The organism is Burkholderia theae (assembly GCF_048565265.1).
GTDB lineage: Bacteria > Pseudomonadota > Gammaproteobacteria > Burkholderiales > Burkholderiaceae > Burkholderia > Burkholderia theae.
The window spans coordinates 2,245,554-2,259,356 of the sequence record NZ_CP183461.1; the positions used below are offsets into that span (position 1 = coordinate 2,245,554).

General features: G+C 69.1%; 10 protein-coding genes. 7 read left to right on the top strand and 3 right to left on the bottom strand.

The features are described 5' to 3' along the window. Nucleotides 1-93: 93 nt before the first annotated feature. Entirely contained in the window at nt 94-1,737 is a 1,644-nt protein-coding gene (locus ACN22W_RS10625) for a 3-(methylthio)propionyl-CoA ligase (RefSeq protein WP_419684107.1), read from the bottom strand. Between the two features lie 155 nt (nt 1,738-1,892). Between ACN22W_RS10625 and ACN22W_RS10630 the strand changes: the two genes are divergently transcribed. From ACN22W_RS10630 to ACN22W_RS10650, 5 genes are all read left to right on the top strand, one after another. Then, entirely contained in the window at nt 1,893-3,461 is a 1,569-nt protein-coding gene (locus tag ACN22W_RS10630; RefSeq protein WP_419684109.1) for a protein adenylyltransferase SelO, read from the top strand. Between the two features lie 44 nt (nt 3,462-3,505). Further along, a complete protein-coding gene (msrB, locus tag ACN22W_RS10635) occupies nt 3,506-3,937 on the top strand; it encodes a peptide-methionine (R)-S-oxide reductase MsrB (RefSeq protein WP_129512339.1) in 432 nt (143 codons plus the stop codon). Nucleotides 3,938-4,067: 130 nt separating this feature from the next. Further along, a complete protein-coding gene (locus ACN22W_RS10640; RefSeq protein ID WP_011352350.1) occupies nt 4,068-4,598 on the top strand; it encodes a septation protein A in 531 nt (176 codons plus the stop codon). Between the two features lies 1 nt (nt 4,599). Next, nucleotides 4,600-4,908 carry a BolA family protein gene (locus ACN22W_RS10645; protein ID WP_048248478.1) on the top strand — a complete coding sequence of 103 codons (309 nt, stop codon included), beginning with the start codon at nt 4,600-4,602 and terminating at the stop codon, nt 4,906-4,908. An 18-nt stretch (nt 4,909-4,926) separates the two neighbouring features. Then, nucleotides 4,927-5,709 carry a peptidylprolyl isomerase gene (locus tag ACN22W_RS10650; RefSeq protein ID WP_129512340.1) on the top strand — a complete coding sequence of 261 codons (783 nt, stop codon included), beginning with the start codon at nt 4,927-4,929 and terminating at the stop codon, nt 5,707-5,709. Between the two features lie 149 nt (nt 5,710-5,858). On the opposite strand, the gene ACN22W_RS10655 is transcribed toward ACN22W_RS10650, so the two are convergent. Together ACN22W_RS10655 and purL are read right to left on the bottom strand one after the other, a co-directional pair. Continuing rightward, entirely contained in the window at nt 5,859-6,404 is a 546-nt protein-coding gene (locus ACN22W_RS10655) for a GNAT family N-acetyltransferase (protein WP_419684114.1), read from the bottom strand. Between the two features lie 5 nt (nt 6,405-6,409). Next, nucleotides 6,410-10,474, bottom strand: a complete 4,065-nt coding sequence (gene purL, locus ACN22W_RS10660) for a phosphoribosylformylglycinamidine synthase (protein WP_419684116.1) — start codon at nt 10,472-10,474, stop codon at nt 6,410-6,412. Nucleotides 10,475-10,802: 328 nt separating this feature from the next. Between purL and ACN22W_RS10665 the strand changes: the two genes are divergently transcribed. Next, complete coding sequence (locus tag ACN22W_RS10665; RefSeq protein ID WP_419684118.1) at nt 10,803-12,104, top strand: FAD-dependent oxidoreductase; 1,302 nt, start codon at nt 10,803-10,805, stop codon at nt 12,102-12,104. A gap of 53 nt (nt 12,105-12,157) precedes the next feature. Then, nucleotides 12,158-13,702, top strand: coding sequence for an NAD(P)H-hydrate dehydratase (locus ACN22W_RS10670; protein ID WP_419684120.1), 1,545 nt, complete (start codon nt 12,158-12,160; stop codon nt 13,700-13,702). The last annotated feature ends 101 nt before the right edge of the window (nt 13,703-13,803 follow it).

Sequence of the window (13,803 nt, forward strand, 5' to 3'; positions counted from 1 at the left end):
CGAACGCAGGCAGCATACAACGAAAAAGCACGGTCGTTCAATTTGAATTTTTATCCCGATCCGGGGACGGATCGGGCGACCGGATCGCGGGCGTTACGGCTCGCCCACCGCCGTCGGCAACACGTAATCGCGGAACGTCTCGCGCAGTTTCAGCTTCTGCAGCTTGCCGGTCGCGGTGTGCGGCAGCGATTCGACGAACACGACGTCGTCGGGAATCCACCATTTCGCGACCTTGCCTTCGTAGAACGCGAGCAGCGCGTCGCGGCTCAGGTTCGCGCCTTCGCGCGGCACCACGACGAGCAGCGGGCGCTCGGTCCATTTCGGGTGCGCGCACGCGATGCAGGCGGCTTCGGCCACGCCCGGGTGCGCGATCGCGACGTTTTCGATATCGATCGAGCTGATCCACTCGCCGCCCGACTTGATCACGTCCTTGCTGCGGTCGGTGATCTGCAGGAAGCCATCGGGGTCGATCGTCGCGACGTCGCCGGTCGGGAACCAGCCGTCCGACAGTGGCGACGCATCGCCGCGGAAGTAGTGGTCGATCACCCACGGCCCGCGCACCTGCAGTTCGCCGAACGCGACGCCGTCCCACGGCAGTTCATGACCGTCCTCGCCGACGATCCGCATGTCGACGCCGCAGATCACGCGCCCCTGCTTCTCGAGCAGCCGGCGCTGCGCGTCGAGCGGCCGCTGCGACTGCGCCCAGTTGAGCTTCGCGAGCGTGCCGAGCGGCGACAGCTCGGTCATGCCCCACGCATGGATCACGCGCACGCCGTATTCGTCCTCGAACGTGCGCAGCATCGCGGGCGGACACGCGGAGCCGCCGATCACCGTGCGGTTCAGCGTCGAGAAACGCACGCCGGCTTCGCGCATGTAGTTCAGCAGGCCGAGCCACACGGTCGGCACGCCCGCGGAAAACGTCACGCGCTCGGCCTCCATCAGCTCGTACAGCGATTTCCCGTCGAGATCCTTGCCGGGCAGCACGAGCTTGCCGCCCGTGAGCGGCACCGCGTACGGCAGCCCCCACGCGTTGACGTGGAACATCGGCACGACGGGCAGCACGGCGTCCATCGCGGACAGGTTCATCGCGTCGGGCAGCGCGGCGCCGTACGCGTGCAGCACGGTCGAGCGATTCGAATACAGCACGCCTTTCGGATTGCCGGTCGTGCCCGACGTGTAGCACAGCCCCGACGCCTGCTGTTCGTCGAGATGCGGCCAGTCGTAACGGCCGTCCTCGGCTTCGACGAGCGTTTCGTAGCAGAGGAACGGCGTCGCGCCGGACGGCAGGTGCGCCGCATCCGTCATCGCGATCCAGCCTTTCACGTGCGGACACTGCGGCGCGATCGCGTCGACGAGCGGCGCGAAATTGATGTCGAAGAGGACGTAGCGGTCTTCCGCGTGATTGACGATGTACGCGATCTGCTCGGGGAACAGGCGCGGGTTGATCATGTGGCACACCGCGCCCATTCCGCCGATCCCGTAATACGCTTCCAGATGCCGGTAGCCGTTCCACGCCAGCGTGCCGACGCGGTCACCGGTTTCGATGCCGAGCCGCGCGAGCGCCTGCGCAAGCTGCTTCGCGCGGCGTTCGCAATCGCGATACGTGTAGCGATGCAGGTCGCCTTCCACGCGCTTCGACACGATCTCCGTATCGCCGGCGTGCCGCGCGGCATGCGTAATCAGCGAGGACACCAGCAACGGCACGTCCATCATCTGGCCCAGCAACGGCTTACCCATCGTCTTGTTCTCCCTGAAGGACGCGAATCGGTGAAGCGCCTCGAACCGGCGTGCGCCCGTCAGCGGCCCGGACAGGCGTGGCGCACGGTGCGCGGGCCGTCATGCGGGCGGCGCGGCGCCGCCTTACAATATCGGCTTACCCAGAGGCGCTCAACATGTCGTTTTCCCGAAGCGCAGCCGATACGGCTGACACCCTCCCCGACCTCGCCGCCACGCTCGGCGCGCCTGCCGACGGCGCGTTCGTGCAGCTCGGCGACGCGTTTCATACGCGGCTGCCGGCCGCGCCGCTTGCCGCGCCGTACGTCGTCGGCTTTTCCGGCGAAGTCGCGCAGCTGCTCGACCTGCCGCCATCCATCGCCGCGCAACCCGCGTTCGCCGAGCTGTTCGCCGGCAACCCGACGCGCGACTGGCCCGCGGGCGCGATGCCGTACGCATCGGTGTATTCCGGCCACCAGTTCGGTGTGTGGGCCGGCCAGCTCGGCGACGGCCGCGCGCTGACGATCGGCGAGCGCACCGGCACCGACGGCCGCCGCTACGAGCTGCAACTGAAAGGCAGCGGCCGCACGCCGTATTCGCGGATGGGCGACGGCCGCGCGGTGCTGCGCTCGTCGATCCGCGAGTTCCTGTGCTCGGAGGCGATGCATCACCTCGGCATCCCGACCACGCGCGCGCTGACGGTGATCGGCTCCGACCAGCCGGTGGTCCGCGAGGAGATCGAGACGTCGGCCGTCGTCACGCGCGTGTCGGAGAGCTTCGTGCGCTTCGGCCACTTCGAGCACTTCTTCTCGAACGATCGCCCCGACCTGCTGCGCCAGCTCGCCGATCACGTGATCGACCGCTTCTATCCGGCATGCCGCGACGCGGACGATCCGTATCTCGCGCTGCTCGAAGCCGCGACGCTGCGCACCGCCGATCTCGTCGCGCAGTGGCAGGCCGTCGGCTTCTGCCACGGCGTGATGAACACCGACAACATGTCGATCCTCGGCGTGACGATCGACTACGGCCCGTTCGGCTTCGTCGATGCGTTCGACGCGAACCACATCTGCAACCACTCGGATACAAGCGGCCGTTACGCATACCGGATGCAGCCGCGCATCGCGCACTGGAACTGCTACTGCCTCGCGCAGGCACTGCTGCCGCTGATCGGGCTGCAGCACGGCATCGCGGACGACGACGCGCGCGCCGAGCGCGCGGTGGACGACGCACAGGCCGTGCTCGCGAAGTTTCCGGAACGGTTCGGCCCCGCGCTCGAACGCGCGATGCGCGCGAAGCTCGGCCTCGAGCTCGAACGCGAGAACGATGCCGAACTCGCCAACAAGCTGCTCGAGACGATGCATGCGAGCCACGCGGATTTCACGCTGACGTTCCGCCGGCTCGCGCAGCTGTCGAAGCACGATGCGAGCCGCGACGCGCCCGTACGCGACCTGTTCATCGACCGCGACGCGTTCGATGCGTGGGCGAACCTCTACCGCGCGCGGCTGTCCGAGGAAACGCGCGACGACGCGGCACGTGCGGCCGCGATGAACCGCGCAAACCCGAAATACGTGCTGCGCAACCATCTGGCCGAAGTCGCGATCCGACGCGCGAAGGAAAAGGATTTTTCCGAAGTCGAGCGGCTCGCCCAGGTGCTGCGCCGGCCGTTCGACGAACAACCGGAACACGAAGCCTACGCGGCGTTGCCGCCCGACTGGGCCGGGTCGCTCGAAGTGAGCTGCTCGTCCTGAAGCCCCAACCCGCGCGTATCGACCGACCGATCAGGAGAACCCCCATGTCCCACGATTCCGACGACAAGACCTTCCCGTACAAGAAGGACGACACCGAGCTGCGTCGCCGGCTCACGCCGATGCAGTACGAGGTCACGCAGCATGCGGCGACCGAGCGCGCATTCACCGGCGAATACACCGACACCGAGGACGCCGGCATCTACAAATGCGTCGTCTGCAGCACGCCGCTGTTCGAATCCGGTTCCAAATTCCACTCGGGCTGCGGCTGGCCCAGCTACTTCAAGCCGCTCAACGGCGAGGTGATCGACGAGAAGGTCGACTACTCGCACGGAATGGTCCGCGTCGAGGTCCGCTGCAACCATTGCGGCGCGCATCTCGGCCACGTCTTCGAGGACGGCCCGCGCGACCAGACCGGTTTGCGGTACTGCATCAATTCGGCTGCGTTAAACTTCGAGTCCCGACCCGAAAACGAATGAGCGGCGCCGGGCGGATCGACGGGGCGGCCAGCTCTCGGGCAGGCCGCCCCGATCCGCGACGGCGGTGCCTGGCGGGTCCCTACAACGGTGAAAGGCCGCGCAAGCGGCCTTTCACGCAGCTGCGAGCGCCATGAAATTTCTGTTCGATCTGTTTCCGATCATCCTGTTTTTCGCCGCCTTCAAGGTCTGGGGCATCTTTACCGCCACCGCCGTCGCGATCGTCGCGACGCTGGCCCAGGTCGCGTGGGTCGCCTTCCGGCACCGGAAGGTCGACACGATGCTGTGGGTCAGCCTCGGCGTGATCGTCGTCTTCGGCGGCGCCACCCTCGTCCTGCATGACGAGAAATTCATTCAATGGAAACCGACTGTGCTGTACTGGCTGTTTGCGATCGGGCTGCTCGCCGCGCGTTATGCGTTCGGCAACAACCTGATCGAGAAGATGATGGGCAAGCAGCTCACGCTGCCGCACCCCGTGTGGGACAAGCTGAACGTCGCCTGGGCGCTGTTCTTCGCGGTGCTCGGCGTCGCGAACCTGTACGTGGTGCACAACTTCACCGAATCGCAATGGGTGAACTTCAAGCTGTTCGGTACGACGGGCGCGATGGTCGTGTTCATCATCCTGCAGAGCTTGTGGCTCACGAAGTACCTGAAGGACGAATGACATGACGGACGCCTTTCTCCACGCGTCGCCCGACGAACGCATCGCGCTGATCGAAGCGCGCCTCACCGCGTCGCTCGCCCCCGTGTCGCTCACCGTGCGCGACGACAGCGCGCAGCACGCGGGCCACGCCGGTGCAGCCTCCGGCGGCCACTTCACGGTCACGATCGTGTCGGCCGCCTTCGCGGGCAAGCCGCGCGTCGCGCGGCACCGGCTGGTGTATGATGCGCTCGCTGATGCGATGCAGCGCGGCATTCACGCGCTCGCGATCGTGGCTTACACGCCCGAAGAATTCAACGAATCTTCTATCTAGTCTCATTAGGAATTCCCGATGATCCTGAAATCCCCTCGCCTGTGGGTCGCGGCGGCTGCATTCGCAGCGGCGCCGGCATTCGCCCAGAACATCGCCGTCGTGAACGGCACGCCGATTCCGAAGTCGCGCGCCGACGCGATGGTCGCGCAACTCGTCCAGCAAGGCCAGACCGATAGCCCGCAACTGCAGCAGGCCGTGCGCCAGGAACTCGTGAACCGCGAAATCCTGATGCAGGAAGCGATCCGCGAAGGCATCCCGAATCGTCCGGACGTGAAGGCGCAGGTCGCCGTCGCCCAGCAGACCGTCGTGCTGCGTTCGATGATCGAGAGCTTCCTGAAGAAAAACCAGCCGACCGACGCCGAAGTGAAGGCGCGTTACGACGACCTCGTCAAGGGCGCCGGCGGCAACCGCGAATATCACCTGCACCACATCCTCGTCGACAACGAGCAGCAGGCGAAGGACCTGATCGCGAAGATCAAGGCCGGCGCGAAGTTCGAGGATCTCGCGAAGCAATACTCGAAGGATCCGGGTTCGGGCAAGAACGGCGGCGATCTCGACTGGTCGGACCCGAAGGCATACGTGCCGGAATTCGCGGCGGCCGCGCAGAAGCTGCAGAAAGGCCAGATGACCGATGCGCCGGTGAAAACGCAGTTCGGCTGGCACATCATCCGCGTCGACGACATCCGCGACATCGCACCGCCGCCGTTCGACCAGGTGAAGGCGCAGATCGCGCAGCAGCTCGTGCAGCAGAAGCTGCAGGCGTTCGAGGAAGGCTTGCGCCAGCAGGCAAAGATTCAGTAACGTCGGCGCCAGTCGCCCGCGCATCGAAAGGCCGCTCTTTGGAGCGGCCTTTTTTCATGGTCGTTCGGGAAAAGCACGAGAAAAAGCCGCTCCGAAGAGCGGCTTTTTGAGGGATCGGGCGCAAGCTGCGCGGCCGTGATCGCTACGCGTTACGCGGGATAAAACACGTCGTGGTAACGAACGTCGCCCGCAGGCCGCGGCACCGATTCGTCGAACGACAGCGCGAGGAAATACTCGGGCGGCACGCCGGGAAACACGATGTCGCCGGACGGCGCGAACCCGAAGCGCGTGTAGTACGCGGGATCGCCGAGCACGACGCAGCCGCGCGCGCCGAACCGGTGCAACGCGTCGAGCCCCGTGCGCACGAGCCCCGCGCCGATGCTCTGCCGCTGGCAGTCGGGCCGCACCGCGAGCGGCGCCAGCCCGTACCACTGCTGCGTGCCGGCCGGCTCGCCGCCGATCGCGACCGGCGAGTACGCGACGTGCCCGATGATGCGGCTGTCGCGCTCCGCGACGAGCGACACGCTCAGCGCGCCGTCCGCGCGCAACGCGTCGACGATCCGCCGTTCGAACTGGCCGCCCTGCGGCTCGCCCGCGAACGCCTCGACGATCACGCGGCCGATCGCGTCGGCCTCACTCTTGCGCTCGTCGCGCAGCGTGACGACCTCGACCGGTGCGTTCGGGTCGAACATCATCCGGATCAGCCGATCCAGCGACGCGCGTTACGGAACACGCGCAGCCACGGGCTCGCTTCACCCCAGCTTTCCGGGTGCCAGCTCATCGCGACCGTGCGGTGCACGCGCTCCATGTGCGGCATCAGCACCGAGAAGCGCCCGTCGGCCGTCGTGACCGACGTGATGCCGGCCGGCGAGCCGTTCGGGTTGAACGGATAACGCTCGGTCGCTTCGCCACGGTGGTCGACGAACCGCATCGAAACCGCGACGCGATCGATGTCGCCCTGTTGCGAGAAGTCCGCATAACCTTCGCCGTGCGCGACCGCGACCGGAATCCGCGAGCCTTCCATCCCCGCGAAGAAGATCGACGGCGACTTCTCCACTTCGACGAACGAGAAGCGTGCCTCGAACTGCTCGGACTTGTTGCGCGTGAACTTCGGCCACGCTTCCGCACCCGGAATCATCGACGCGAGGCTCGACATCATCTGGCAGCCATTGCAGATACCGAGCGCGAACGTGTCGGGACGCGCGAAGAATGCCGAGAACATGTCGGCGAGGTTCGCGTTGAAGCGGACCGTCTTCGCCCAGCCTTCACCCGCGCCCAGCACGTCGCCGTACGAGAAGCCGCCGCACGCGACCGCGCCCGCGAAATCGGCGAGCGTTGCGCGGCCCGCGAGCAGATCGCTCATGTGCACGTCGTGCGCATCGAAGCCCGCGCGGTCGAACGCGTAGGCCGTTTCCAGATGCGAGTTCACGCCCTGCTCGCGCAGGATCGCGACGCGCGGGCGAGCGCCCGTCGCGATGAACGGCGCGGCGATGTCGTCGGCCGGATCGAAGCTCAGCACCGGCGAGATGCCCGGATCGGCCGCGTCGAGCAGCGCGTCGTATTCGGCGTCCGCGCAGGCGGGGTTGTCGCGCAGGCGCGCGATGCGCCAGCTCACTTCGCCCCACGCACGATGGAGTTCGGTGCGCGGCGCGTCGAAGATCTTCTTCGCGTCGCGGTACACCTCAATCACGTCGCGGTCGTTGACCGCGCCGATCACGTGCGAGCACGCCGACAGGCCGAATTCGCGCAGCGCGCCGAGCACCGCGTCGCGGTCGGTCGTGCGCACCTGCACGACGGCGCCGAGTTCCTCGGAGAACAGCGCGCGCAGCGTGCGATCGTCGCGACGGCCGCTCGTCTGCTTCGCCCAGTCCTTCGCGTCGCCGTAGTCGGATTCGTGATTCGGGTCGAGCGTCAGCATGTCGACGTTCAGCGACACGCCCGCGTGGCCCGCGAACGCCATTTCGCACACCGTCGCCCACAGGCCGCCGTCCGAGCGGTCGTGGTACGCGAGCAGCTTGTCCTGCGCATTGAGCGACTGGATCGCGTTGAAGAAGCGCTTCAGGTCTTCCGCGTCGTCGACGTCCGGCGTCGTGTCGCCGACCTGCTGCGTGACCTGCGCGAAGATGCTGCCGCCCATCCGGTTCTTGCCGCGGCCGAGATCGATCGCGATCAGCACGCTGTCGCCTGCGTCTGCGACGCGGCGCAGTTGCGGCGTCAGGTGGCGGCGCACGTCCTCGACCGGCGCGAACGCGGAGATGATCAGCGACACCGGCGAAACCACTTCCTTCGCGACGCCCTGCTCGTCCCACTTCGTCTTCATCGACAGCGAGTCCTTGCCGACCGGGATGCCGATCCCGAGCGCCGGGCACAGCTCCATGCCGATCGCCTTGACCGTGTCGAACAGCGCGGCGTCTTCGCCGGCCGTGCCGCACGCGGCCATCCAGTTCGCCGACAGCTTCAGCTTGTCGAGCGACGCGATCGGCGCGCTCGCGATGTTCGTGATCGCCTCGCCGACCGCAATGCGGCCCGATGCCGGCGCGTCGATCACCGCGAGCGGCGTGCGCTCGGCCATCGTCATCGCCTCGCCCTTGAAGCCCGCATAGTCGAGCGCGGTAATCGCGCAGTCGGCCACCGGCACCTGCCACGGGCCGACCATCTGGTCGCGCACCGACGTGCCGCCGACCGAACGGTCGCCGATCGTGATCAGGAACGACTTGCTGCCGACCGTCGGGTGCTTCAGCACGTCGACCGCGACTTCCGACAGCGCGATGCCCGTCACGTCGACCGGCGCGCGCTCGGTCGCGACGCGCGCGACGTCGCGGTGCATGCGCGGCGGCTTGCCGAGCAGCACTTCCATCGGCATGTCGACCGGGTATTCGTCGGTGCCCGTCGCTTCGTCATCGACGAGCTGCAACTGGCGCTCGTCGGTCGCGACACCGACCACCGCGAACGGGCAGCGCTCGCGCGCGCAGATCGCTTCGAAACGCGGCAGGTCGGCGGGCGCGATCGCGAGCACGTAGCGCTCCTGCGCCTCGTTCGACCAGATTTCGCGCGGCGACAGGCCCGATTCCTCGAGCGCGACCTTGCGCAGTTCGAAGCGGGCGCCCTTGCCCGCGCCGTCTACGATCTCGGGGAACGCGTTCGACAGGCCGCCCGCGCCGACGTCGTGGATGCTCAGGATCGGGTTTTCCGCGCCGAGTTGCCAGCAGCCGTTGATCACTTCCTGCGCGCGACGCTCGATTTCGGGGTTGCCGCGCTGCACCGAGTCGAAGTCGAGTTCGGCCGTATTCGCGCCGGTCGCCATCGAGCTCGCCGCGCCGCCGCCCATCCCGATCCGCATGCCGGGGCCGCCGATCTGGATCAGCAGCGAGCCGGCCGGCACGTCGTGCTTGTGCGTGTGCTGGTCGGCGATGTTGCCGAGGCCGCCCGCGATCATGATCGGCTTGTGATAACCGCGCACCTGGCCGTCGACGTTCTGCTCGTACACGCGGAAGTAGCCGCCGAGGTTCGGGCGGCCGAATTCGTTGTTGAACGCGGCGCCGCCGAGCGGTCCGTCGATCATGATCTGCAGCGGCGACGCGATGCGGTCCGGACGGCCGTACGGGCCGTGCGCGTCATTCGGGTTGCGCTCGCCGACCGGCTGCGCCGCGTCGCGCGCGTTTTCCCACGACTGGCGTGCGTCGGGCAGGTCGAGGTTCGACACGGTGAAGCCCGTGAGACCGGCCTTCGGACGCGCGCCGCGGCCCGTCGCGCCTTCGTCGCGGATCTCGCCGCCCGCGCCGGTCGCCGCGCCCGGGAACGGCGAGATCGCCGTCGGGTGGTTGTGCGTCTCGACCTTCATCAGCGTGTGCGTGAGCTCGGTGTGGCGGCCATAACGCTCGCCCGGCTCGCCGGCCGCGCCCGCGTTGCGCGGGAACCAGCGTTCGGCCTCGGCGCCGACCATGATCGACGAGTTGTCCGAATACGCGACGATCGTGCCTTGCGGGTTGAGCTTCTCGGTGTTGCGGATCATCGCGAACAGCGACATGTCCTGCGCTTCGCCGTCGATCGTCCACTGCGCGTTGAAGATCTTGTGGCGGCAGTGCTCGCTGTTCGCCTGCGCGAACATCATCAATTCCACGTCGGTCGGGTTGCGTTCGAGCTTGCGGAACGCGTCGACCAGGTAGTCGATCTCGTCGTCGGCGAGCGCGAGGCCCAGCTCGACGTTCGCGCGCTCCAGCGCGCCGCGGCCGACGCCCAGCACGTCGACGCTCGCGAGCGGCTTGGCCGGCAGTTCGTCGAACAGGTGCTTCGCATCGTCGCGCGCGGCGACCACGCTTTCGGTCATCCGGTCATGCAGCGCGGCCACGACGGCCGTGCGCGCGTCGTCGGACAGTGCCTTCTTGCCGCCGAGCAGGCCCGACTTCAGCGTGACCGTGAATTCGACGCCGCGCTCGATGCGGCGCACGTGCGTGAGGCCGCAGTGCTGCGCGATGTCGGTCGCCTTGCTCGCCCACGGCGAAACCGTGCCGAAGCGCGGCAGCACGACGAAGGTCTCGGCCGTCCCCTTCTCGGCCGCCGGCTCGAACGGCGCGCCGTAGTGCATCAGCGCGTCGATGCGCGCGCTGTCGTCGGCCGACAGCGGCTCGGCCGCATTGACGAAGTGCAGGAACTGCCCGCGCACCGCGACGATGTTGGCGTCGATTTGCCTGAGCGTGTCGAGCAGACGGGTTTGACGGAAATCGGAGAGGGCCGAAGCGCCGGGAAAACACGAGAAGTGAGCCATGGGCTGGACTGACGTCGATGAGTCGCGCGAGGTGGCGACGTGGGGCGAAAGAAGGCCGTAATTATACCCGGAAGTCGGTCGCCCAAGACCGGCCGATCGGTAGCCCGCATGCACCGCAACGGTGCCCCGGTGTGCGCCGTGCACGGCCCGCCCGCCGGGCCGGCCCGCGCGGACGCGACAGCCGGCGGCCACGGCGAGGCCGCACGGAACGCGCTCGCCCGACGCCGGCTCCCGCGATTTTGGCGCTATCATTCCGGGTTCACCGGGCCGGAGCCCTCAGCGAATTCTCACCGGGCGGCGTGCGCGCCGCCCGTCATCGAAGCAATCCATGGATGTCATCGTCATCGGCGGCGGAATCAGCGGCGTCGCCACCGCCTACCAGTTGCGCGCGGCCGGCCACCGCGTGTGCGTGATCGAACGCCACGCGACCGTCGCGCAGGGCGCGACCTACGGCGACGGCGGCGCCCTGCTGCCGAGCCCGCTCGACGTCTGGTTCGGCCCGACCTTCATGCGCCAGCGCCAGCCGCGCGACAGCGGCATCGTCTACAAGCCGGGCTTCAACGGCGGCGTGCGCCGCTTCGTCAAGCAGCTCGGCACGCTGCGCGAGCCCGACGCGTTCGCCGCGCAGTACGCGCGGCTGCGCCCGCTGATCGATGCGTCGCGCGACATGCTCGCCGACATCGAGGCGCGCCTCGAACTCGAATTCGAGCAGAAGCCCGGCATCCTGCACGTCGTGCGCGATCCGCGCGACTGGGACGCGATGCAGCCCGCGCTCGACCTGCTGCGCACGCTCGACCAGCCGTATCGCACGCTGAGCGCCGACGAATGCGCGGCGCTCGAGCCGTCGGTGCCGGCCGAGCCCGGTTTCGCCGGCGGCGTGCTGCTCGAGACCGAGCGCACCGGGAACTGTCCGCTGTTCGCGAAACTGGTCAAGCAGACGCTCGACGAGCACGGCGTGCAGTTTCGCTTCGGCGCGGACGTCGCCGCGATCCGTGTCGACACCGGCCGCGCCGCGGTCGAGCTCGTACCGACCGGCGACCGGCACGCGTCGAACGCGCGCGAGGTCGACGTGATTTCCGCCGATGCGATCGTGGTCGCCGCCGGCGCCGGCAGCCTGCCGCTGCTCGACCGGCTCGGCTGGCGCCTGCCGCTGCACCCGGTGCGTGTCCATACGCTCACCGCACCGGTCGCGTACGAAGAACACGCGCCGCACCTGAGCGTCGTCGACTCGATCAAGCGGATCTCGATCACGCGCACCCACCAGCGGCTGCGCGTCGGCGGCGCCGGCGTGCTGCAGAGCCTGCCCGACACCGCGAAGCCGCTCGCCGAGCCGCTGTCCGAGGCGGCGCTCGCGCTGCTCGGCCAGGCCGTCCACGACTGGGTGCCCGGTGCCGCCAGGATCTCGGCCGCGCTGTCGTGGCAAGGCACGCAACTGCTGTCGCCGGACGGCTTGCCGGTCGTGGGTCCGACCCCGCATCCGCGCGTGTTCGTCAATTTCGGGCACGGCCCGGCCGGCTGGGGGCTCGCGTGCGGGTCTGCTAAAGTGGTGACCGACTATCTGGGCGGCGACGTGCAGCACTGGCCCGCCGACACGCTCGCCGCGCTGCGCGCCGGGCGCTTCACGACCTGACCGCCGCGGGCCCGTCCCGGGCGGCCATCCTTGCCAGCCGCCACGACCCCGCGATGACCGTTACCCGCCCGTTTCCCGATTCCGATCCGATCGCGCTGCTGCGCGTCGCCGACCTGCGCGCGGCCGAAGCCGACGCGAGCGCGGCGCTGCCGCCGCACACGCTGATGGGCCGCGCGGGCGCCGCCGCCGCGCGCTGGCTGTCCGAGCGCGTCGCCGGCGACGACCGCCCCGTGTGGTTCGCGGTCGGCCCCGGCAACAACGGCGGCGACGCGCTGGTGGCCGCCGCGCACCTCCAGCAGCTCGGCGTCGCGACGCAGGCATGGATGCCCGTGCCGGTCAGGCCGGACGACGCGCAATGGGCACTCGGCCTCGCACGCACGGCCGGCGTGCCGCTGTCGGCCACGCCGCCCGCGTCGCTGGACGGTTATGCGTGGGTTGTCGACGGGCTGTTCGGCATCGGCCTCGGCCGCGCGCTCGACGGTGCGTTTGCCGAGCAGGCCGCGCGCATCGCCGCGCATGCGCGCAGCGGCGGCCGCGTGCTCGCGCTCGACGTGCCGAGCGGGCTCGACAGCGACACAGGCCAAATCGTCGGCGCGGGTGTTGCCGTCGCGGCTACCCACACGCTCACCTTCATCGGCGCGAAACCGGGCCTCTATACGGGCGACGGCCGCGACCTCGCCGGCGAGATCGAGGTCGCGTCGCTCGACGTTGCGCCGCCCGCCGCGCCGGCCATCGTGTTGAATGCACCCGCGCGGTTCGCCGCGGCCCTGCCCGCGCGCGCGTTCGCATCCCACAAGGGCACGTACGGCAGCCTCGCGGTGCTCGGCGGCGACACGGGCATGTGTGGCGCGCCGATCCTGGCCGCGCGCGCCGCACTGTTCGCGGGCGCCGGCAAGGTGCACGTCGGTTTCCTCGGCACCGGCGCGCCGCCATACGACCCGCCGTTCCCCGAACTGATGCTGCATCCGGCCGACGGCCTCGATCTCGGCGCGATGACCGCGATCGCGGCCGGCTGCGGCCTCGGCACGCGCGAGGCCGCGGCGACGCTCGTGCGCGACGCGCTCGCGCACGACACCGCGACGCTGCTCGATGCCGACGCACTGAACCTCGTCGCGACGCACGCGGATCTCGCGGCCGCCGTCGCCACGCGCGGCGCGCGCGGCAATGCGTGCGTGCTGACGCCACATCCGCTCGAGGCCGCGCGGCTGCTCGGCAGCGACACGGCGACCGTGCAGCACGACCGCGTCGCGGCCGCGCAGGCGCTCGCCGCACGTTATGCGGCGATCGTCGTGCTGAAAGGCTCGGGCACGGTGATTGCGGCACCCGACGGCCGCGTGACGATCAATCCGACCGGCAACGCGGCGCTCGCCACGGGCGGCACCGGCGACGTGCTCGGCGGCCTGATCGGCGCATGGCTCGCGCAGCGCGTCGCACCGTACGAAGCGGCGCTCGCGGGCGTCTACCTGCACGGCCTCGCGGCCGACACGCTGACCGCGCACGGCACGGGCCCGGCCGGGCTCACCGCGGGCGAGCTCGCGCCGATGGTGCGCACGCTGGTCAATCGCCTTTTTTATGCGTCGCCGCGCGCCGACACGTAACGCCGCTATACTGACTGCCCCGCCGCACGGCGGGCCTTCTCGTCCGCCGGCTTTCCGATCCCGATGAGCCGGCGCGGCATTCCTCCCGATTCACGCTTCAC